Annotated in this window: 23 protein-coding genes; 10 read left to right on the forward strand and 13 right to left on the reverse strand. The window is 34.9% G+C overall.

Annotated elements, in window-relative coordinates:
- Positions 1-13: 13 nt before the first annotated feature.
- On the reverse strand, positions 14-1,393 hold the full coding sequence (locus tag HH_RS00920; protein WP_050720579.1) for a flagellar hook-length control protein FliK: 1,380 nt from the start codon (positions 1,391-1,393) through the stop codon (positions 14-16).
- Positions 1,386-2,294 (reverse strand): hypothetical protein, encoded by a 909-nt coding sequence (locus tag HH_RS00925; RefSeq protein ID WP_011115029.1) that lies wholly within the window; start codon positions 2,292-2,294, stop codon positions 1,386-1,388. Before HH_RS00925 ends, HH_RS00920 begins: the two co-directional genes overlap by 8 nt.
- 102 nt (positions 2,295-2,396) lie before the next feature.
- Between HH_RS00925 and HH_RS00930 the strand changes: the two genes are divergently transcribed.
- Positions 2,397-2,594: a hypothetical protein gene (locus HH_RS00930; protein ID WP_041308926.1), complete on the forward strand. Its 198-nt coding sequence runs from the start codon at positions 2,397-2,399 to the stop codon at positions 2,592-2,594.
- Here the strand turns inward: HH_RS00930 and HH_RS00935 are convergent.
- The 5 genes from HH_RS00935 to dcd all read right to left on the reverse strand — a co-directional run bounded on the left by HH_RS00935 (position 2,561) and on the right by dcd (position 6,620).
- A complete protein-coding gene (locus HH_RS00935; protein ID WP_011115030.1) occupies positions 2,561-3,247 on the reverse strand; it encodes a C39 family peptidase in 687 nt (228 codons plus the stop codon). The two genes, HH_RS00930 and HH_RS00935, sit on opposite strands and share 34 nt — an antisense overlap.
- Complete coding sequence (locus tag HH_RS00940; RefSeq protein WP_011115031.1) at positions 3,247-4,143, reverse strand: outer membrane beta-barrel protein; 897 nt, start codon at positions 4,141-4,143, stop codon at positions 3,247-3,249. The genes HH_RS00935 and HH_RS00940 overlap by 1 nt, the downstream gene beginning before the upstream one ends.
- 122 nt (positions 4,144-4,265) lie before the next feature.
- Positions 4,266-5,006: a hypothetical protein gene (locus HH_RS00945; RefSeq protein ID WP_011115032.1), complete on the reverse strand. Its 741-nt coding sequence runs from the start codon at positions 5,004-5,006 to the stop codon at positions 4,266-4,268.
- Positions 5,007-5,021: 15 nt separating this feature from the next.
- Positions 5,022-5,330 carry a hypothetical protein gene (locus tag HH_RS00950; protein ID WP_011115033.1) on the reverse strand — a complete coding sequence of 103 codons (309 nt, stop codon included), beginning with the start codon at positions 5,328-5,330 and terminating at the stop codon, positions 5,022-5,024.
- A gap of 723 nt (positions 5,331-6,053) precedes the next feature.
- Positions 6,054-6,620 (reverse strand): dCTP deaminase, encoded by a 567-nt coding sequence (gene dcd, locus HH_RS00955; protein WP_011115036.1) that lies wholly within the window; start codon positions 6,618-6,620, stop codon positions 6,054-6,056.
- Positions 6,621-6,713: 93 nt separating this feature from the next.
- Here dcd and accB point away from each other — a divergent pair, with 93 nt between their 5' ends.
- From accB to HH_RS09770, 9 genes are all read left to right on the forward strand, one after another.
- Positions 6,714-7,187 (forward strand): acetyl-CoA carboxylase biotin carboxyl carrier protein, encoded by a 474-nt coding sequence (accB, locus tag HH_RS00960; RefSeq protein ID WP_011115037.1) that lies wholly within the window; start codon positions 6,714-6,716, stop codon positions 7,185-7,187.
- 9 nt (positions 7,188-7,196) lie between these two features.
- Positions 7,197-8,561 (forward strand): acetyl-CoA carboxylase biotin carboxylase subunit, encoded by a 1,365-nt coding sequence (locus HH_RS00965; RefSeq protein WP_011115038.1) that lies wholly within the window; start codon positions 7,197-7,199, stop codon positions 8,559-8,561.
- 31 nt (positions 8,562-8,592) lie between these two features.
- Complete coding sequence (locus tag HH_RS00970) at positions 8,593-9,282, forward strand: hypothetical protein (RefSeq protein WP_011115039.1); 690 nt, start codon at positions 8,593-8,595, stop codon at positions 9,280-9,282.
- 16 nt (positions 9,283-9,298) lie between these two features.
- Complete coding sequence (gene pseC, locus HH_RS00975; RefSeq protein WP_011115040.1) at positions 9,299-10,477, forward strand: UDP-4-amino-4,6-dideoxy-N-acetyl-beta-L-altrosamine transaminase; 1,179 nt, start codon at positions 9,299-9,301, stop codon at positions 10,475-10,477.
- A gap of 86 nt (positions 10,478-10,563) precedes the next feature.
- Complete coding sequence (locus HH_RS00980; RefSeq protein ID WP_011115041.1) at positions 10,564-12,222, forward strand: hydrogenase small subunit; 1,659 nt, start codon at positions 10,564-10,566, stop codon at positions 12,220-12,222.
- Between the two features lie 85 nt (positions 12,223-12,307).
- Entirely contained in the window at positions 12,308-13,111 is an 804-nt protein-coding gene (locus tag HH_RS00985) for a hypothetical protein (protein ID WP_011115042.1), read from the forward strand.
- A 31-nt stretch (positions 13,112-13,142) separates the two neighbouring features.
- Positions 13,143-13,820: a hypothetical protein gene (locus HH_RS00990; RefSeq protein ID WP_011115043.1), complete on the forward strand. Its 678-nt coding sequence runs from the start codon at positions 13,143-13,145 to the stop codon at positions 13,818-13,820.
- Between the two features lie 336 nt (positions 13,821-14,156).
- Complete coding sequence (locus tag HH_RS09765) at positions 14,157-14,651, forward strand: hypothetical protein (RefSeq protein WP_050720580.1); 495 nt, start codon at positions 14,157-14,159, stop codon at positions 14,649-14,651.
- Positions 14,620-15,123: a hypothetical protein gene (locus HH_RS09770; RefSeq protein ID WP_264357601.1), complete on the forward strand. Its 504-nt coding sequence runs from the start codon at positions 14,620-14,622 to the stop codon at positions 15,121-15,123. The genes HH_RS09765 and HH_RS09770 overlap by 32 nt, the downstream gene beginning before the upstream one ends.
- A 6-nt stretch (positions 15,124-15,129) precedes the next feature.
- Here HH_RS09770 and glf read toward each other — a convergent pair whose 3' ends face one another.
- From glf to HH_RS09390, 6 genes are all read right to left on the reverse strand, one after another.
- Positions 15,130-16,230 (reverse strand): UDP-galactopyranose mutase, encoded by a 1,101-nt coding sequence (glf, locus tag HH_RS01000; protein ID WP_011115046.1) that lies wholly within the window; start codon positions 16,228-16,230, stop codon positions 15,130-15,132.
- 3 nt (positions 16,231-16,233) lie between these two features.
- The gene (locus tag HH_RS01005) at positions 16,234-17,277 is read right to left on the reverse strand and encodes a glycosyltransferase family 2 protein (protein WP_011115047.1); all 1,044 of its coding nucleotides are present in this window, start codon (positions 17,275-17,277) and stop codon (positions 16,234-16,236) included.
- Between the two features lie 80 nt (positions 17,278-17,357).
- Positions 17,358-18,488 carry a glycosyltransferase family 2 protein gene (locus HH_RS09110; RefSeq protein WP_011115048.1) on the reverse strand — a complete coding sequence of 377 codons (1,131 nt, stop codon included), beginning with the start codon at positions 18,486-18,488 and terminating at the stop codon, positions 17,358-17,360.
- Between the two features lie 61 nt (positions 18,489-18,549).
- Complete coding sequence (locus HH_RS01015; protein ID WP_011115049.1) at positions 18,550-19,482, reverse strand: DUF4422 domain-containing protein; 933 nt, start codon at positions 19,480-19,482, stop codon at positions 18,550-18,552.
- 2 nt (positions 19,483-19,484) lie between these two features.
- The gene (locus HH_RS01020; RefSeq protein WP_011115050.1) at positions 19,485-20,303 is read right to left on the reverse strand and encodes a DUF4422 domain-containing protein; all 819 of its coding nucleotides are present in this window, start codon (positions 20,301-20,303) and stop codon (positions 19,485-19,487) included.
- A complete protein-coding gene (locus HH_RS09390) occupies positions 20,275-20,475 on the reverse strand; it encodes a hypothetical protein (protein ID WP_050720583.1) in 201 nt (66 codons plus the stop codon). Before HH_RS09390 ends, HH_RS01020 begins: the two co-directional genes overlap by 29 nt.
- Positions 20,476-20,484 lie beyond the last annotated feature (9 nt).

Genomic DNA, 20,484 nt, shown 5'->3' on the forward strand with positions numbered 1-20,484 from the left:
CCGTTTATAAAATCTACGCATATTTGGGAAGAGTGATATTCATCACATTTATCTCGCCCATTTGGGAATCCTCTAAGCTATTTTTGTTCCCTTCTTGATTGTGTTCATTTGATTGGGAAGCGTTCTGTTCAGATTGTTTTCCGCCACCACCACCGCTATTTGCACTAAAGCTCAAATCCACATTATCAAATCCCACTTGTGCAAGATTGTTTTTAAAATCTGCTTGATTTTGCAAAAATAATCCCACCGCTGTAGCATTTGAAACCACTTGGATATGCAAATCTTTACCTTTTTTGGTAATTGTAAGCTCTAAAGTGCCAAGATTTTGTGGGTGCAGCTCCATAGAAAATTTTGTAAGAGGCGGTTTATAATTAAGCACCTCTTCGCGCAAAGTTTGTGCAAAATTTCTCATACTCTCTCGCGCCAAAGCGGAACGATATAGAATCTGTGTGCGTTGATTTTCCCTCACATTATTCATCTCCACACTCTGTTTGCTTAATGTAGATTTTGTTTTAGATTCTGGATTTTCTTCGCTTTCTTTAGCTTTTGTTTGTTTTTTCTTACTCTTTGTAGTAGCTAAAATCTCCTCAAAAGTATGTGACTCTTGTTCATTGGATATTTGAGCCTCATCTGCTCCAAGTTGTGATATATTCTCAACTTTAGAGCGCGTTTCTTCTATTTGCATAGCACTTTTTGGGGCATTATTTTCATTTACTACTACACTCTTTTTCTCTTTTTTATTCTCCTTATGCACCTCTTTTTTGTTTTCATTATTTTTTTCCTGCTTTCTCTCTTGGAAGCTAGCTAAAGTGCTCAAGTTCTCCAATAGGACATTAGGGTTATTTTTTGCACTCTGCGTATTATTTGATGATATTTTAGCAGAGTGTTTTTGCACACTCCCTTGTAGCTGTGGTGCAAGATTCTCTTCAGCTTTAAGATTTTTTGCCTCATCAATTATTTTGGATTCTATAATGTTTTTAGGCTCTTTAATAACCTCCCCTTTAGCCATTACAAAAGATTCTGCTTTAGTCGTATCTTGGGCAATATCCACTTCTTTTTTTATTTTATTATTCTTTTCATTCTTTTTTAATGAACCCTTCTGTGTATCCTCACTGATAAGTGCATTCTCATTTACATTATTTTTATTTTTTGTAGCCTTAGTTTTTTTTGTTTTTTTAGGTTTATTTGGCTTATCTTCACTTATGAGAATCTCGCGTGTCTCTTGGGTTTGTAACTGCACAGATTGCATATTTTCGCCTTGCACCTTAAGTAACTTTTCTTTAGTGCTTTGTTGAGACAAAATAACAGAATCACCAGATTGTATCTGTGCTTTTGGTGCTGTTTCTATTGCTTTGCGAAGGAGGTTTTCCTCCTCTATTTCCCCCTTAGCCAATCTGGGGTCTATCCTTTAAGAAAAATGCACCCGTGCCCTCATCATCTGACTTCTTAGTCGGATATTCATTTGATATTTTGCTCGTGATATTTTTAGGTTTTTTTACGCCGCGCTGCACAATCGCGATTCTATCAACATTATTTTCATATTCATACGAAATGCTTTCTTTTGCCGAAGCTGGAATACTTTTGGGCTTAGATTCTTTTACTTCTTGGGCAATCTCTTGTGTCTGCGTAGAGGGATTCTCTGCATTTTGTAGTGTTATTTTGCCTGGATTAAGCCCCTTAGATTTAGCAAGAGATTCTACATCACCTAGCGTCTTAGGATCTTGTGTTGTGTCTCTTTGTGCTTTTTGGGGTTGAGGCAAAGTCGTTGAGCGTGGAAGCTTTTGAGCAAGTGTATTTTGGTTTTTATTTTCTGCTTTTGCTTCTTTTTTATCACTAAAAACTTTAGGAGATGAAGTTGCGCCTGCACTAAGAGGTGCACTTAAAGCCTCTAGGAGTGGGTTATCTTGCGGTTTAACTTCTTTAGATGACTTAGCAATTTTTTCTTGCAAACCAATTTTTGATTCCTCACTGACATTTTCTTTATCTTTAAAATCAAAAGGTGTATTTGCACTTTTATTCACAGCAGCATTTTTGGTAGTAGCACTTTGAGTAGGTAATTTGCTTGATTTGACATTTGCATTATTTTTACCCTTAGAATCTGCTTTAGATTCTTTAATAGAAGTTTGAGCTTCTTTATTTTGTGCCTCTTTAGCTTGAGATTCTTTTACTTGCTTTGCAAGGATATTTTCAAATTTATTTTCTAATTTAGTTATTTCTGCTGATGGAGAATTTGGACGTTTCTCTAAAATAGAATCTGGCTTATTTAAAATGGCATTTTGCATTGCATCTAACATATTACACTCCTTAAGCAATTAATTATGTGAAATGATAAGCAAAATATATTCCAAAATGAGTTATGTTTTAATAAATAAAATATAAAAATTAAGGAAAAATGAGTGAAAAAGCAAATAAAACAATGGGGGGTAATATTAACATTATGTATTTTATCTCAACAAAGCCAAAGTGCGCAAAAAAGTGGATTTAAAATTTATGGTGATATAATGCAGATTTTGCCCTTTGCAATGATGGCTTATAGTTATAGTATAGAAAAATATTTTAATTATCTCATCATTCTTTGCTTAATGCCTTCATAAGTCAGTTTAGAATCTTGTGTGTGCTGCATAAATACCCCATTGACACTCTGGTTTTCTTGTGTGGGGAGAATGGCTAGAATCTTACCCGGGTGCGTTAAGTCTTCCCTTTGATAAAACATCTCTACAAATTTCGCAATACTTACTTTTATATTACCAAGACTTGGGTCTGCGAGATATACAAATTGCTCATCTTTGCCCTTATAAACGCTAAAATGCTCCATATCACGCACATTCACATAGATAATCACAGGAGCTTTAAGTGTAGAGAGTGCGTCTAAATCCAAAGCCAAACCCACTGCCTTAAATCCCTTATTTTGAGCAAACAAAGCCAAATCCGAAAATGAAAAACTCACACTCTCTCTTAATTGTTCATTCGTCTCTATCTCCTCTTTTTTATTAATATCTATACCTTTATTAAGGAGCAAAAAATCTAAAATATCTTTTTCGCTTATATTTTGGTTGTAATAATAAGTCAAAATCGTAGAGAGAGAAGCGCTCCCACAGCTATAATCATACTGCTGTTTAGTTAAGTTTCTATCTTTAATCTCACTCCAAGAGGCAATAGGCTTTTGTGCATACAAAGAATTATTATGGATATGCACATCAGCAAGGCAAATGCCCCACAAGATAAGCAAAATGCAAAGAACACGCATTAGATTCTATATGAAAGCGATACATTAATCGCATTACTTGAGAAATTATGAGTATCCATTCGCTCTACATCGGCAAAGAGAATGAGTTTTGATTTGATTTCATACGCTATACCAAAGGTGTATCCTAACGATGAACCTGTGTAAGAAATAGTCTCATTATTAAGTTTATCTCTACTCTGATAGTTATAGCGCACACCAAAATTTAAAGACACATAGGGATTAACCGCAAAATATACTATGGGACTAAGGCTAAAGGTTTCTCCATTGTCAATTTTTATATTTTTGTAATATTTAGGGAGATTGAGTCCAAGCCCAGCTTGAAGCAAAAATACAATAGGATCAATCGTATAAAAGCTCGTGGCAAAAAGCGAATAGCTCTTACCATACTGCAAGGACTTTTGGGTAGAGGAGAAGTAGGTATTATCAATCACTTCCGCACTGCCACCAACAAGTAATGAGGGCATTTTACCCTCTCTTTTGGCTTCAGCCAAGAATCCAAGACTAAATGAGCTAAAATCCCCATTGCTTGATGAGTTAAAATTGCCAACATTATCATCAGTAATGCTTTTTTGCCAAAAGGCATTAAGAGTGCTAAAAATCTCTACGCGTTTAGAGATACCATATCGTGCCTGAAGAGAGAAGCTCAAATAATCTTGATTAACATTTTCGTGATTCCAAAAGGGAATCTTAATATCACCAATATTATTAACCCCGTGAATGGAAGAGGGGATAGAAATAAGTGCAGGAGCTGAATTTTTGCGCATAACATTAACATAAGAAAATGAGCCTAGAATCTTAAATTGTTTCTTTGGTGTGAAAATCTCATCAATACTCACAGGCTTTGCACATAGCACAAAGGGCAAACACAAAGATAATACAAAGATTCTAAACTTCATTTTCTTGCATCTACTTTTATAAATATGTATTTTAAACCTAAGTCTTTAGACTACCCTCAAATAGTATAAAAACCTAGAAACAAATTAAGCTTAGAGATTCTGTAAAGAATCTCTAAGCCTCCTTAGAACTGAATACCTGCTTCTACCCCACCTAGAAAATGTTTAGTAGCAGGACGAGCAAAGGTTGTATTCATTTTAGAAGTTGGTATATCATAATACTTTGCACGAACATTTGCAAAGAAACCTATCTTCTTGGAATAATCAGATGAGAATCCTACCCTAGCTTTAATTGCATAGGTATAATCATCAATGCCAGAGCGAGTCTTATCAAGGTAATAATACCCGTGGAATGCGTAGTAATAGCCTATGTCATATTCAAGATTTGCACCTTGTCCTTTGATGACACCCGATAAATCAAGCCCTACAAGATGAAGTGTATTATCAACCCAGCTATTGCCTGTGTTATTTTTACCAGTGAGCTGATTTCCCAAAAGATTGGAATGAAAATTATCCCAAGCATAGCCTATACTAAGATAAAGTGGAGCATTTTGAGTGAGAATATTGACGCCAGCACTTATACGAATATCACCCATAAAGAATATATCGTTTTGAACTCCATCTCTTTTAGCTTTGCCAAACCCAATCTCGCCACCACTCTGCACTAAGAATCTTTCATTGGCAAGAGTGCCTCTACTCCATAGGGCAAGGTAACCACCTGCATTAGTGATATCTTTCTCCCCACTTGGTTGTTGGAGGCTATATACGCCACCTAAGCCAATTCTTGCTACGCTGTAATCCTCTGCATACACACACATTGCACCAAAGAGAGAGGCACTTAAAAGTATCTTGCGTAGATATTTCATTATTTACCCTCCTGGTTACCATCTAAACCATTTTTTGATTTTTTTGACTACTTGTTTACCTGCCTCATACCCTGCTCCTCCAGCAAATCCAATAATGAAAGCACCAGTTATAGGGTCTATTGCCTCTCCCTCTGTCTTTTGCATTTCCTCATCACTCAAAGCCACTACATTAAGATGATTAGCATTACTAGCAAAAAGAAATTCTTTATCGGCTTGTGAAAGAGATGTGTTTTGCACATTCTTTTTATAAGTAGATTCTACTGCACAAAGCGGACTTAAAACTAAACCCAAAGATAAAGTCAAAACCAAACCAAGTTTGTTCATAAGAACTCCTTTTTTTAAAATTTTAGAAAACTATTCTTAAAACTTTAAAAAATAATAAATTTTTAAGAATAGTTTCATTATATAGTAAAAAATTTAAATAATACTTAAACAAAATTTTATTAATTTATGGTTGTAATATTAGCAATGCAGTCTGCAATTAACATTTTAAATACTTGATGCAAGTTAAAGAATAAAAAGAAATAGAATAAAGCGAATATCCGAGTTAGAACTTCGCTTTATTTAAGGAAAATAACCTTTGCAGATTCAAAATACTGCCCCATATCTACATATCAGTGCTTTTACTTGGTTGGGCAAGATATTTATCCTCCTTAGCGCACTTAGCTACTTTATAATGTATCTGTGCTGCTTACTCCTATGAGTGTAAGCAAAGCTTAATTATCAAGTTTTCAAACACTTTATTTGCAAATTTTTCATTTTTTTGACTCTACTTTAAGGTTGCAATATTATTGACCCTATTGAGATTCGCTATTGCATACGAAGAATCAAAAACTTTTAAGTCTTTAGACTTAGCATTGAGTGAGGATATACCCCCCCCCCACGAACGGGACACGATAACCACCAAAACCTTTATTCATTTCGACTCCTTATATTAAAGAAATGCAAAATTTACTCTCTTAGATAAATCTCTAAGAGAGGATAGAATTATAGGCTTAAAAAATTTAATATTTCTTTAAACTATAAATGAAAGTATTTTTTTCAGAATCATTTTATCACTTTGGGGAGCGTAATACCTTTTTGTCCTTGATATTTACCTTTTTTATCTTTATAACTTACCTCACAAGTCTCATCTCCCTCTAAAAAAAGCACTTGAGCAATGCCTTCATTAGCATAAATCTTAGCAGGTAAGGGTGTGGTATTGCTAATTTCAATAGTGATATGTCCCTCAAACTCCGGTTCAAAAGGTGTAACATTTACAATAATCCCACATCTCGCATAGGTGCTTTTACCAAGACAAATTGCCAGCACATTGCGCGGAATTCTAAAATATTCAATCGTGCGCGCTAATGCAAAGGAATTTGGTGGCACAAGACAATAACCATTCTCTTCTGTGGTAATTTCCACGACATTGCGTTCATCAAAACTTTTGGGATCAACAAGATTTGCACCAATATTAGTAAAAATCATAAATTCATTGCCTACACGAATATCATATCCATAACTTGAAAGTCCATAACTTACAATATTCTTTCCCACTTGTTTTTCACAAAATGGCTCAATCATACCCTTTTTGCTCATTTTTTTAATCCAAGTATCCGACTTTAATCCCATTACTATTACCTCACTAATCTTGCAAAAACTTTGTTATCTTAGAAAAATTGTGATATTATAGCAGATTAAATTTTACAGATGAAAGGTGCAATGATGAATTTGCAAGAAATCAAAAAGATTATGGAATTATTTGACAACAGCGGCATAGCTAAATTTAGTATTAAACAAGAGGGTTTTGAACTCAAACTCCAAAAAGCAGGTGCGTGTGGCTCGGTTACAGCTGTTACTCAAGCACCTATGCAAGTTATTTCTCAATCTCCTGTGGCAGGAGAATCTGTTCCTACAGCAGTGCCTACACAAACACCTACTCCATCAAAAGATACAAGCGGACATTTTATTACTTCGCCAATGGTAGGGACATTTTATCGTTCTCCTAGTCCGGGGGCAGCTCCTTATGTTAATGTCGGCGATACCATTAAAAAGGGGCAGACGGTTGCTATTATTGAAGCAATGAAGATTATGAATGAAATTGAAGCGGAATTTGATTGTAAGGTTGTTTCAATAGAAGTAAATGACGGGCAACCCGTAGAATTTAGCACAAATCTCATTAAAGTTGAAAAACTCTAAGGTGATATAATGAGTGTAAAACAACGAAAGATTCAAAAGATTCTCATTGCAAATCGTGGTGAGATTGCCCTGCGTGCTATTAGAACAATCCAAGAAATGGGCAAAGAGGCTATTGCTATTTACTCCACTGCTGATAAAGACACATATTACCTTGATGTAGCTGATGCAAAAATTTGTGTAGGCGGAGACAAATCAAGTGAAAGCTACCTCAATATCCCTGCTATAATGAGTGCAGCTGAACTTCTTAAAGCTGATGCAATTTTTCCGGGTTATGGATTTTTAAGTGAAAATCAAAATTTTGTAGAAATTTGCTCTCATCATAGCATAGAATTTATTGGTCCAACAGCTGATGTTATGGTCCTTATGAGTGATAAGTCAAAAGCAAAAGATGTAATGAAGGAAGCAGGTGTACCTGTGATCTTAGGAAGCGATGGGGCTTTAAAAGATTATAAAGAAGCACAAAAAATCGCCGATGAAATTGGGTATCCCGTGATTCTCAAAGCTGCAGCAGGTGGTGGTGGAAGAGGTATGCGTGTGGTTGAAAAACCTGAAATGCTAAAGAATCTCTACCTTGCAGCAGAATCTGAAGCAGTGAGCGCATTTGGCGATGGCACAATTTATATGGAAAAATTTATCCGCAATCCCAAACATATTGAAGTGCAGATTCTCGCAGATAAGCACGGAAATGTTTTACACATTGGTGAGCGTGATTGTTCTGCACAGAGACGACAACAAAAACTTATTGAAGAATCCCCTGCGGTAGTGCTCAAACCTGAAGTGCGTCAAAGACTACTTCAAACTGCTGTCAAAGCAGCTCAATATATTAAATATGTAGGTGCTGGAACTTTTGAGTTTTTGCTTGATGCAAATTATGAGGATTTTTATTTTATGGAGATGAATACGCGTTTGCAAGTAGAACACACTGTGAGCGAAATGGTAAGCGGACTTGACTTAGTAGAGTGGATGATACGCATTGCAGAGGGTGAAAAGCTTCCAAGCCAAGAAAGCATTAGTTTTAAAGGGCATTCTATTGAATGTCGCATTACAGCCGAAGACCCAGAGAAGTTTTATCCTTGCCCGGGAAAAATTACCAAATGGGTAGCGCCCGGTGGAGCAAATGTGCGACTTGATACTCACGCTTATGGAGGATATAGTGTGCCAATGCATTATGATTCTATGATTGGCAAACTTATCGTGTGGGGCGAGGATAGAAATCAAGCTATCAATCGTATGCACCGCGCTTTAAAGGAATTTTGCATTGAAGGAATTAAGACAACTTTGCCTTTCCATATAAAAATGATGAAAAATCAAGATTTCCTTGCTTCCAAGATTCATACTAAGTATCTGGAACAAAATATGCTTGATACAGAATGATTGGGCGGGATAATTTTATAAAGGAGTGAGTATGAAAATCAACGCAAATACAACACAAAAACTCGCCAAAGAGGAAATGAAAAAAAAAGATATACAAGAAACACGAGCCGCTCAAACTACAAATAAAAAACTTGAAAAAAATAAAAATATAGATACAAGCGAAATAAAAAACAATCCATTGAGCCAAAATATCAAAAATACTAATAGCAATATCGGTAGATTGCAAATTGCGCAAAAAACGCTTAATAGTATAGAATCTGATGCAAAAAAAATCGCTAAACTTGCTCAAGAAAGCAAAGAAACGCTTGATAAAGGGGAACAAGAAGATCTCAAAGAAGAAATGTCTGCATTGAAAAAAAATGTAGAATCTGCTATTAAAAAAGCAACTTTTGAAGAAATCAATGTCTTTTCTAAAAACATCAAAGACAATAAAGAGCGCATCATTTTTGATGCACCAAAACTTAATATAAAACTTCTTGATTCTGATGCACAAAAATTCTATGATGTGCTTAAAGAACAGCAAGTGCAGATTAAAGATGCTATCCAAATACTCCAAGAACAAGCACAAGAAAGTAGCGATAAACTTGCTAATGGTAAAATCAATAGCACAGATACTCAAAATACTAATGGCTCATTCTTGAAAAAATTTGGCTCACTTTTCCGTGTCTCTCACGATACTGATAAGCTAAGTAATCAACGCGTTCAAGAGCTTTTAACTTAAAAGATTCTCAAATATAATGATACCTTATAGCACACAATATATTGAGCAAGATGACATTGAGGCTGTAAATTTCGCCTTAGAATCTTCTCACCTTACTCAAGGTGCTCTTACACAAGAATTTGAAGCCACTCTTGCTTCAAAAATAGGTGTTCAATATGCTATAAGCTTTAATTCTGCCACTTCTGCCTTATTCGCACTTTATGGTGCGTTTATGTATAAATACTTTCCACATCTTGCGCATTTTTATAATACTTTAGATTCTAAAATATCAAAGCAAGATAAAGAGGAAATTTATTTTATCACTACGCCTATTAGCTTTGTCGCCACAACAAATATGATGCTTCAATGGGGAATTACGCCTCTATTTTGCGATGTTAAAGATGATGGAAATATTGATGAAAAGGCACTTGAGCACATTCTCTCTACTCACCCTAAGAGAGCACATATTAAGGCGATTGTGAGCGTAGATTATGGCGGGAAAAGCGTAGAAATATCATCTCTACGCTCACTTGCACAAAAACACAATCTTTTACTTTTTTCAGATAGTTCTCATTCATTTGGTGGAAGCTATAATGGACAAGCTATAGGCTCACTTGCTGATGCAACTATTTTTAGCTTTCACGCACTCAAATCCATTACTACTGCGGAAGGCGGAGCATTACTCACTAATGATGAAGAATTGGCACACTATGCGCGTCTTTTACTCTCTCACGGAGTAGAAAAAAAATCTTTGTGGAATTATGATTGTCTTCTTGGAGGTATGAATTTTCGCCTTAGTGAAGTAGGTGCAGCACTTGGTCTTAGCCAACTTAAAAAACTTGATACCTTTATCACTCATCGCCATAATATCGCAACACTCTATGATGAAGCATTTAAAAATAATGCTAATTTTGGCATTATTGCTATACCTTCACATATTCGTAGCTCTCATCATCTCTATCCTATTTTGCTTTATCCACATTTATGGTGTCAAAAGGAGCATATTTTTCAACAATTACAAGCACAAGATTTAGGCGTGCAAGTGCATTACAAACCTATTTATCAGTTTAGCCTTTACAAAAGGCTTTTTGGCGACATATCCCTACCAAATGCAGATAGATTCTATCTCTCTGAAATATCTATCCCCTGTCATCAAAGTCTTAGCACTCAACAAGCTCAAAATATTATAGAAATAATTACCAAAACCTGCAAATAATACTATGGCAACAAAAAGTTAGGCTAATTTTACCTAGCTTTAAATAGAGTAAGCTACAATAGCTTTTTTACACTATGGAGTTAGCTATGGATAAAACACAGATACTCGAGCGATTAAATATACATCTTAACACTCTCAAAATCACATATAAAGAATCTCGCCATAAAGTAAATGTGCAATGGGTATCCTACATCTGCTCTCTTATAGGCATTCCCAAAGAAGGTGTAGAGCTATGTGCTCAAATCCTTTCTCTCAAACCACCTACACGCCTTGTGTGGCTTCATTTAGCAGAATGCACGGGTTGTAGCAGTAGTTTTTTGCGCCTTGATAAGCCCGATATAGAATCTGTGCTTCTTGAATACATTACTCTTGAATACCACGAAACAATTATGGGGGCAGTAGGCTTTAGCGCGAAAAAATCATTACATAATACTTTGGATAAAGAGTTTATCCTCGTTATTGAAGGTGGTGTATCACTAGGAAATCACGCACATTTTCTTACCTCTGGTGCAGATAGTATCACGGGCGAAGAAGAATGTAAAGAAGTAGCACAAAAGGCTCAAGCAATATTCGCAGTAGGCACTTGCTCAAGCTTTGGCGGGGTACAAGCAGCATATCCTAATCCTACGCAATCTATAGGGATAGATTCATTTCTTTCTCAACGCATTATCAACATACCCGGCTGTCCGCCAAGTGAGGCAAATATTATCGGTAGTATTCTCTATTATATCCTTTTGCAAGAGCTTCCCCCAACAGATTCTCTTCATCGTCCAATATGGAGCTATGGAAAGAATCTACACGATATGTGTGAGCGCAAAGCAAAGTTTGAATCTGGTGATTTTGTGCAGAGCTTTGATGACCCGCATTTGGAAGATGGCTATTGTCTTTATAAAGTCGGGTGTAAAGGACCATATGTTTTTAATAACTGCCCAAAGGTTAAATTTAATGCTAAAACAAGTTATCCTATTCAAGCAGGACACGGCTGTATTGCGTGTAGCGAGCCTGATTTTTGGGATAGCTTTGGACGCATAGAAGAGCCACTGAATAACTCGAATGCTTATCTTAGGCAGTCAAAAACATTACAGAATCTACCGCACATTCATAATCTTAAAGAATCTTTGGGTGAGAGAATATTGTGCCTTGATCTTGATACACTCTCTCCCACTCGCATATACACGCAATCATCGCAAAGTAACCTCCTCACACTTTGCTTTCAATCTCATCTCCCTACTCTGCTCGCTCAAATTGCAAAAAGAAATAAACTAGGAGCACGGCTTGTAGAAAATTATAAACAATGGCGAGTACAGCAGCAACTCCCTGATATAAACATAAATCAAGACTTTCAAGGTGAGCCTTCTCACAATGTAAGTGATATTTTAAAGCTCATTGCTGAAATGTTTGGTAAGAGCAACCCTAATGCACTTGATACCCTTGAAAATGCACAAAACTATCTCTTTACTCATATAAGTAAGCTTGATATGAAACTCAATGGTAAAGAAGTCTGCAATATTGATATAGATAAATCTCTGCGCTTACCTTTGTGCTATCTACTTGGAGGATTAGAGATTGAAGGTGTAGCCTATGGTGTGGTAAGCTCTATATGTGAGATTCTATCCCTTAGCCTCGTAGAACTATGCAAATATTATGACTTAGAACAAGTGGCATTTAAAGGAAATCTAATGGAAAATACTCTTATACAGGATAGATTTGCCAACTATCTCCCAAAGTGGATTCAAGTAGTATAAATCACAAGTGGAGGAGAAACCATAGACATTAATAGTAGAAATCCAAAGCTTAATATTAAAATACATATTGATAAGGGGATATAAGATGAAATGCAAATTTTTAACTTACGATAAAGACAAAAAATGGCTTAGCTTTTTCTACAATGATAAAGAGTGGAAAAAAAAATTTGTTGTAAATTTAGGGTATGATGAATATAGTTATGATGATATTGAATTGCTTATATTTTCGCAAATGCCTCATATTACAAAAGCAGATATTTTAGAATTATTTGAATTTTCTATATTGTGTTGTTTTTGGGCTTCAAGGATTGAGGGTGATGAGATAGTGATATGGACTCACCGCATAGACAATCTTGATGAAAACCTCTCTCCTAATCCGCCTAAGCCAACCTACATCAGCGAATACATTAACATTATCGGACAATTATTCTTAGCAGGATACATTGACTTTGGCACATATTGCGATGATGAAGATAGAGATAAGATAGACTATCCTGAAAATTTATCTTATTATAAAGAAGATAAGTATCAAGCTTGGATTTATTTTAGAGATAATTTCTTTTATGCAAATGCTTTTGATAAAAGTGATGATGAGGATATTTTAATCTATGAGGACAAAGAATATACACCAAAAAATTGTCCTACCTATTTTAACACAGAAACAAAACGTAGGAAATATTGTGGTTATAGCACAATGTATAGTGATACCTCTTGGGATACTCCACAATATTGGTCTCAATACAATATATGGGTAGCAAGGACAGAGAAAGGCACAAAATACTTTAATGAAATCCTAGCTCCTAGATTCTATAATAAATACAAGGACTTAAGCGTAGAAATTGATGAGAAAGGAAATATAGTGCGTTGGATAGGAGCAATCAATAGATGAGGCATAAAAATCCACAATAAGGCAGGAGAAAATGGCGATTGGTAGAGTGATACACGAAAGTGGGACTTTATTCCCTGATTTTGATATGTTTGAGATTAATTATGAGCTTTTTGAAACAGATTGGGAAATGAAATTTTTTCTTAATATTCCCCATTTAACAAAAGTAGATATTTTAGAGTATTTTGAATGCTATGTCGCAGCCTTTGGCACAGAAGAAGTGTATAGTGCTTTTTTTGCAGATTCCCCCTACAAACTAAACGAAACTCTCTTAGCCAACGACCCACAACCTAATTACATCAGCGAATACATTCACATTGTAGGACAATTATTCTTAGCAGGATATATTGAATTTGGAATGTGTGGTTTACAAGATAAAGAAGAAAATCTACTCTCTAATCAAAAAGAAGATAAATATCAAGCTTGGATTTATTTTAGAGATAATTTCTTTTATAAAAATGCCTATAATAGAGATATGGTAGAGGTGAGAGAAAAGTATCCAAATATGAGTGATGATGAATATGTGTATTCCACTTATGACACACCACAATATTGGGATATGTATAGATTTTGGGTAGCCCAAACAGAGAAAGGCACAAAATACTTTAATGAAATCCTAGCTCCTAGATTCTATAACAAATACAAAGACTTAAGTGTTGAAATAGATTCAAAAGGCAATATTATAAGGTGGATTGGAAAGATTAATAGATAGAATGTCAATCAATCATTAGGATAAAAGATTTAAATTAGAATCAAAAATGTTAAAATATAAGTTTAGAAAACTATATTTATTTATACTAAAAAGATATTAAATAAAAAGATAAATTCTTTAGAAATCCAAGAGGAATCTAAAAGGATTCATCAAGGATAAAAACAAGAAAAGATTAACTTTGATTGCTTTTAGGGGGGGGGATAGCTTGCTTATCACCTCATCAATAATCTACAAAAGCAAACATAGATTCTAAAATCACTTAGATAAAGCTATCTTCGCGCCATAATATGGTAAAATTATATTTGCACAACAAAACACATAATGAGAGGACAAAAAGTGGAAAAGAGAGAATCTAAAAACTCAAAATTGCAACATTTCCCCATAATGCTATTTGCTATCACAATGGGCTTTGGAGGACTTACACTTGCGTATAAAAAAGCAGCAGAGATTCTCTTTGTTCCGCTGTTTTTTTACCAAGCCCTCACTTTTATCATTTCCACACTCGCACTCATAATCTTTTGTCTATATCTTTGCAAAATCATCAAATACCCCAAAATGGTTTTACAGGAGTTCAACCACCCGATTAAAATTAATTTTTTTGCGACTATTTCAATGTCTTTATTGTTGCTTTCAAATATTTTCCGCGAAATACCCATTTTCTCTTTAGCTCTTTTTAGCTTTGGCGTAGGATTTCAAACCTTTGTCGCATTCTATGTTATTGCCTATTGGCTCAATAAAGACATTCAAATAGTGCACTCTAATCCTGCGTGGTTTATCCCCGTTGCAGGGCAACCTCCTTGTGTCTGTTTCAGGGGTAGGATTTGTCAATGAATATGTGCTGATGTTTTTCTTTTCTTTAGGAATGTTTTTTTGGATTATCCTTACAGCAATTTTATTTAATCGCATTATCTTTCACGGAATGCTTGCCCAAAAGTTTTTACCCACACTTGCGATTTTTATCGCACCTCCTGCTGTGGCAATGTTGGGCTATCTTAATATCAATGGCGGTGAGTTTGATTTATTCGCCCAATTTCTCCTAAATATTGCGCTCACTTTTGCACTACTGCTCTTTGTGCTCGCTAAAAATTTTTATAAAATCACATTTTTCATCTCGTGGTGGGCTTTTACTTTTCCCTTTGCTGCACTCACTCTCGCATTTCTTACTGCATACGAAAAAACACAATATACCCCCTTTAAGCTACTTAGCCTTTTCTCACTTGTGCTTGCAAGCATTATTATCGCATTTGTGGGGCTTAAAACTATTGGCGCGATACTGCGTGGAGATATTTGCAAAGAAGAATAGGTTTAATTAGCCTAGATTCTCAAACGCATTTAACGCACAAGCTATGACTTTGTCCATATCATAATAGCGATATTCCCCTAACCTGCCGATAAAATGCACATTATGTAGTGCTTTTGCTTTTTGAGCATAAGCTTCATATATCGCTGCACTCTGTTCATTTGGCACAGGATAATATCGCTCCTCTCCTCTATGCCACGCTTTTGGGTATTCAAAGCTTACAATACTATGAGATGTTTTAGCATCTAAAAAATATTTATACTCGCCAATACGCGTATAATCATAATTATTAGGATAATTCATCACAGAATTGCTCTGAAAATATGGCTTCTCAAAACGCACAAAATCAAAATGCAAACTTCTATAAGGCAACTCGCCCAATTCATAGTTAAAAAACTCATCAATCGCCCCACTATAAAAAATTCTATCACACTCAATAGAATCTGCTATATCTTTATAATCACAATCTAACTTTAAATGTATAAGAGGATTTTCAATCATTTTTTCACACATTTTGGTATAACCCTCCATAGGGATTCCTTGAAATGTATCTTGAAAATATCTATTATCGCGACTAATGCTTATAGGCACGCGCTCAAATACGCTAGAATCTAGCTCTTGTGGCGCACATTGCCATTGCTTCAGCGTATAGTGCAAAAAGATTTTTTCATAAATAAAATCACTTAAAAACTTCAATTCTGGCACTTTTTGTAGTTCCAAAATAGATACTTTGCTCCCATAGGTAAATTTATCTAAAAGCGTAGATTCTATATCTTGTGCTATTTTTGCAGGAAATGCCATATACAAAGAATTAAGATTAAAAGGCACAGGCACAAACTGCCCATCTACAAAGGCTTTGACTTCGTGCATATAAGGATAGAATCTGCTAAATTTATTTAAATAATGCCATACTTTTTTATCATTAGTATGAAAAATATGTGTGCCGTATTTATGCACCAAAATACCCTCATCATTATAATCATAGGCATTTCCACCGATATGATTTCTCCGCTCTATAAGTAGCACGGATTCTCCTCTCACATTTGCTAAACGCTCTGCTAAAGTAAGCCCAGCCAATCCCGCTCCCACAATACAATTTTTTACTTTCATTACTTACTCCTTTAAAATTCTAAAATGTTCGTAAAATGTCCTACCAAAAAGCCTTATCACACTATATTCTTTAAAAAGTCGGATTCTAAAACTTCGCTCCAAAGTTTTGAAAACATATTTGCTTTTACACACAAACATTAAAAAATCATTGTCGCACATAAGTTTCATTTGGCTATCACGTTTTATTATGGATTGCGGAATTTTAAGCTTCAAAACAAGATTTTTAGCGCTTTCATAGTAATTCTCTGCATTTTTGGAATGTAAATCAAAAGAATATAAAAGTTTAAAGGGTAGCCCATACTTTTCTAAAACTTCATATTGCTTATACCAACTATAAATCGTTTTAAAAGATTCTAATGGTTCTAATGGAAAATTGCCACTATTTCTAAACAAATCCAAGATTGAATCCTGCCTTTGTCTATAATAATATGCACCAGTATCTATAAAACAAATATTTGGTGCAAAAATAATATAACGATAGAAAAATTCGCTATCTTCAGCACCTTGAGATAAAAGGAAGCGAATGTGGTAAGTTTTTATTATTGCTGCTTGCAACAAAACATTGACAATATGAAAAGACAAAAAAGGCATCAGTGATGGATTAAGCATAAAATTTCCTTTTTTACCCAAATGGAGATTATAAATCTCTAATTTATCTCCACGCACAAAAAACATTTTTGTCTGAATAGGAGTTATTCCAACATTGCATTTATTAACAAGTCCCTCAATATATCCCGAATCAATATAATCATCTGAATCAATAAAATAAATATACTCCCCTTGTGCCTCATCAAGTCCTTTGTTTCTTGCACCACCCAAGCCTTGATTTTCTTGCTCAAAGTAACAGATTCTACAATCCCTTTGTGCATATTCTTGCACGATTTCTCCACTACTATCCGTGCTGCCGTCATTTACGCAAATAATCTCTAAGTTTGTATAACTTTGACTGATAATAGAATCTAAACATTGTGCCACATACTTCTCCACATTATAAATTGGAATAATCACTGAAACTAAAGGCTTATCTTGGGGCTTAAAATCTCGCATTTATGCCGCCCTCACAACTATAAATGCAAATTGTTGCTCTCTCTTTAAAATAAGACTTAATAAAAAAGGTGCATAAAAGGCTACATTATATACCCCCCCCCCCCCGAAGAATCTGCACGTTGTGCAAATCTCTCATATAATGTAATACCAAAGAGTTTTATCACACTATATTCTTTAAAAAGTCGCACACGAAAGTAGGATTTGAATTTTTGTTTATAAAATTTGAGAATTAATATAAAAAGTTGTAAAGGCGAGATTAAAAGATGATTTAAATAGCTCAACCTTTGGTGTATGCGCTCAAATTCCAAATTAAGAGCGTGAGACATATCTCTATTTTGCAAAGCAATCTCATTAGCTGATAAAATCATATTGAGCATACACAGAGATTCTATACTGCCTTTTCCCTCACATATGCTCTCTGTAAGGTTTGTAGCAATAATACGCGCACGTGATAATGTGAGATTATAAAGCTTATCAAGTTTATGCGCTCTAGCAAAATAAAGCACATCAAGCAAACCTTTATTTTGGTCGCTCCAGTGCGTTTCACTCCAAGCAAGAAAAGACTTTTGATGTCCTATGCGATAGCAATAAGTAACCTCTGAAAGCGCATAGAATCTTTGTGCTGCTATCATCACTTTGACAAAAAATACAGGGTCTTCATAGCGCGTATAATGTGGGTGAAAAATATGTGAATCTATTAAAAATTTTCTATCATAAATAAAGCGCGTCCAGCCAAAATCAAATTGATAATCTTTGTATTCCACAAAACCATTGTGTGTAAAAGTATAGCCATAAAGAATACTTGGAAAATCTGTATTAATTACACCATTTTTATAATCACTAAAACACCCACCACAAATAAGAGCTTGATTTGCCACCGCATTGGTATAGAGCGTAAAAAGTGTATCGTGCGAGGGACAAAAATCATCAGAGTCAATAAAATATACAAATTTGCCTCTTGCAAGATTTAAAGCCTCATTTCTAGCTTTTGCCACACCTGCATTAGCCTTGTGAATAGCTACTATACGCTTATCACTTTGGGCGAAAGATTCTAAAATACTCCCGCTTTTATCTGTGCTGCCGTCATTTACGCAAATAATCTCTATTTCACGCAAAGTTTGATTAATGACAGAATCTAGGCATTCTCTCAAATATTTTTCTACATTATAGATTGGTATTATCACTGATACGAGGGGATTATGATTGTTCATTTTCGCCCCCTTAATGCACATAAAAGGGATGTAAAACCGCAAAATAGTTTAAATTTAGGATTCATAAATATCGTTTTAGCACTCGTAGTTTGCACACATAGAATCGATTGACATTGCCATCACTCACCCAACCGAGCCATTTTCTTTTTGCTCTAAATTTAAAAAAGACTAAGGGTAGTTCTTTTATTTTAAGATTCTCTTGTGTTTTTTTATAAGCAATCCATACATTAAATAATCGCTCGCTCAAAAACCCAAAAACTCTTGCTTGATAACTATCATAATTTTTATAAGCACTCAAAGGCTCAATGGCAAACAAAATATCAAAAATCCACTCACAATATTCAAGATATAATGCCTTTTTCATAATATACATATTTGCTATATGCCAAAGTATAGGTTTTTTGTGGAGTATATCTAATGCAATTTGATACATCTGTGGATATTTTGAAGCGATATACTCTAGCGCTAAATCCATATCTTTTATATAATGCACCTCATCATATAATTCATATAATGATAAATGTTGTGCTCTTTGCTTATCATCGTGGTCAATAACCAAAGTTGGAAGCACTATATCATAACCCTTTAGAGATTCAATAATATTTTGAGGATTAAGCCCATATTGTTGATAAAAATCACTAAAAAAACCTCTTATGGAATCATAATAACATTTTTGTGTTCTAGGCATATCAAAATGAGTAGAATCTCTAAAATCAAACACTCTACGATAATGAAATAACCCATAATAATCTGCTTCAAGATTCTTCCACGCCCAATACATTGCAGTGAGTTCGCAAAAGTAAGGGTTAAGCTCACTGATATGCTCTCCACTATTATCATACAAAAGTGGCACATTTGCACTCCGACAAAGTCGCTCTAACTCGTCTTTTATCTGTGGTTTTGCATTTGCCGCACCTAGCAAAATCGGTTGAAGCACCTCATTACTAATAATAGGGCTTATCTTATGATAGCAGACTAAAATTTTGATATTCATACCTACTCCTCATCAAGCTTTTTAGTTGTAAAGTGTGCGTGGGAGTGAGGGGGCAAAATAGGTTTTTTATATATGCGTATAAATAAAAAATAATATCGCTCACAATCTGGCGCACTGACTTTGCCAAAAAACTTACTTTGCTTGTTATAAAGAAGCTTACTTTTTACTTCAAGCACATTCAATTTACGCGTTTTCAACTGATAGGCAAGCCACACGTTAAAAAGCCACTCACTTAAAAATCCAAAGACTCTCGCTTCGTGTGCATCATAAGATTTATAATCAATTTGCTCTTGCAAAGCAAAAAGCACATCAAAGAGCCACTCACAATATTCAAAAAATATCTCTTTACGCCATATTGCCATATTCCAATAGCATATTTTCGCACCATTTGTAAAAAGTGCCTGCGTAATAGAATCTCCCATAAATGGATAAGTTTCTTTAATATAGGCAATCGCTTTATCTAAATCTTCTATGTTATGCCCTCCTTTCGCAAAATTTTCATACGCATTTATATCTTGGTGTAAAGGCAATGGCTTGGGAATAACTATATCAATATGATGTGTTTGCAAATACGAAGTAATAAAGGTAGATTCAAGATGATATTTAGCGATAACACGACTTTGAGGAATAAAAGCTGATTTAAGGCGAGAAAAAAATGTATTTGGTGCGAAATCAAACACTCTACGATAATGAAAAAGTCCATAATAATCAGAATCTAGGTTTTTCCACGCCCAATACATTGCGGTGAGTTCGCAAAAGTAAGGGTTGAGTGAGGAGATTTCTTTATTTAAGCTATGAGTGCCCCCCCCCCCCGATAACACAATCGTCTCTAAGAAGTTCTATATCTTGTGTGCGACACATAGATTGTAAATCTTTGTGCAATGTCTTGGGTGCATTTTTCGCGCCTACTAAAATTGGCTGCAATATTTCATTTGCAATAATTGGGCTTATTCTATGATAACATACGAGAATCTTCAATAATGGAGAACGCATAACTTATCC

Origin of the sequence: Helicobacter hepaticus ATCC 51449 (assembly GCF_000007905.1) — a bacterium.
Lineage (GTDB): Bacteria > Campylobacterota > Campylobacteria > Campylobacterales > Helicobacteraceae > Helicobacter_C > Helicobacter_C hepaticus.

What these genes read in the sequence shown, in the direction of transcription:
- HH_RS00925 (WP_011115029.1), bottom strand. Translation starts at nt 2,294, where the DNA reads ATGTTAGATGCAATGCAAAATGCCATTTTAAATAAGCCAGATTCTATT.
- HH_RS00935 (WP_011115030.1), bottom strand. Translation starts at nt 3,247, where the DNA reads ATGCGTGTTCTTTGCATTTTGCTTATCTTGTGGGGCATTTGCCTTGCT.
- HH_RS00940 (WP_011115031.1), bottom strand. Translation starts at nt 4,143, where the DNA reads ATGAAGTTTAGAATCTTTGTATTATCTTTGTGTTTGCCCTTTGTGCTA.
- HH_RS00945 (WP_011115032.1), bottom strand. Translation starts at nt 5,006, where the DNA reads ATGAAATATCTACGCAAGATACTTTTAAGTGCCTCTCTCTTTGGTGCA.
- HH_RS00950 (WP_011115033.1), bottom strand. Translation starts at nt 5,330, where the DNA reads ATGAACAAACTTGGTTTGGTTTTGACTTTATCTTTGGGTTTAGTTTTA.
- dcd (WP_011115036.1), bottom strand. Translation starts at nt 6,620, where the DNA reads ATGGGATTAAAGTCGGATACTTGGATTAAAAAAATGAGCAAAAAGGGT.
- accB (WP_011115037.1), top strand. Translation starts at nt 6,714, where the DNA reads ATGAATTTGCAAGAAATCAAAAAGATTATGGAATTATTTGACAACAGC.
- HH_RS00965 (WP_011115038.1), top strand. Translation starts at nt 7,197, where the DNA reads ATGAGTGTAAAACAACGAAAGATTCAAAAGATTCTCATTGCAAATCGT.
- HH_RS00970 (WP_011115039.1), top strand. Translation starts at nt 8,593, where the DNA reads ATGAAAATCAACGCAAATACAACACAAAAACTCGCCAAAGAGGAAATG.
- pseC (WP_011115040.1), top strand. Translation starts at nt 9,299, where the DNA reads ATGATACCTTATAGCACACAATATATTGAGCAAGATGACATTGAGGCT.
- HH_RS00980 (WP_011115041.1), top strand. Translation starts at nt 10,564, where the DNA reads ATGGATAAAACACAGATACTCGAGCGATTAAATATACATCTTAACACT.
- HH_RS00985 (WP_011115042.1), top strand. Translation starts at nt 12,308, where the DNA reads ATGAAATGCAAATTTTTAACTTACGATAAAGACAAAAAATGGCTTAGC.
- HH_RS00990 (WP_011115043.1), top strand. Translation starts at nt 13,143, where the DNA reads ATGGCGATTGGTAGAGTGATACACGAAAGTGGGACTTTATTCCCTGAT.
- glf (WP_011115046.1), bottom strand. Translation starts at nt 16,230, where the DNA reads ATGAAAGTAAAAAATTGTATTGTGGGAGCGGGATTGGCTGGGCTTACT.
- HH_RS01005 (WP_011115047.1), bottom strand. Translation starts at nt 17,277, where the DNA reads ATGCGAGATTTTAAGCCCCAAGATAAGCCTTTAGTTTCAGTGATTATT.
- HH_RS09110 (WP_011115048.1), bottom strand. Translation starts at nt 18,488, where the DNA reads ATGAACAATCATAATCCCCTCGTATCAGTGATAATACCAATCTATAAT.
- HH_RS01015 (WP_011115049.1), bottom strand. Translation starts at nt 19,482, where the DNA reads ATGAATATCAAAATTTTAGTCTGCTATCATAAGATAAGCCCTATTATT.
- HH_RS09390 (WP_050720583.1), bottom strand. Translation starts at nt 20,475, where the DNA reads ATGCGTTCTCCATTATTGAAGATTCTCGTATGTTATCATAGAATAAGC.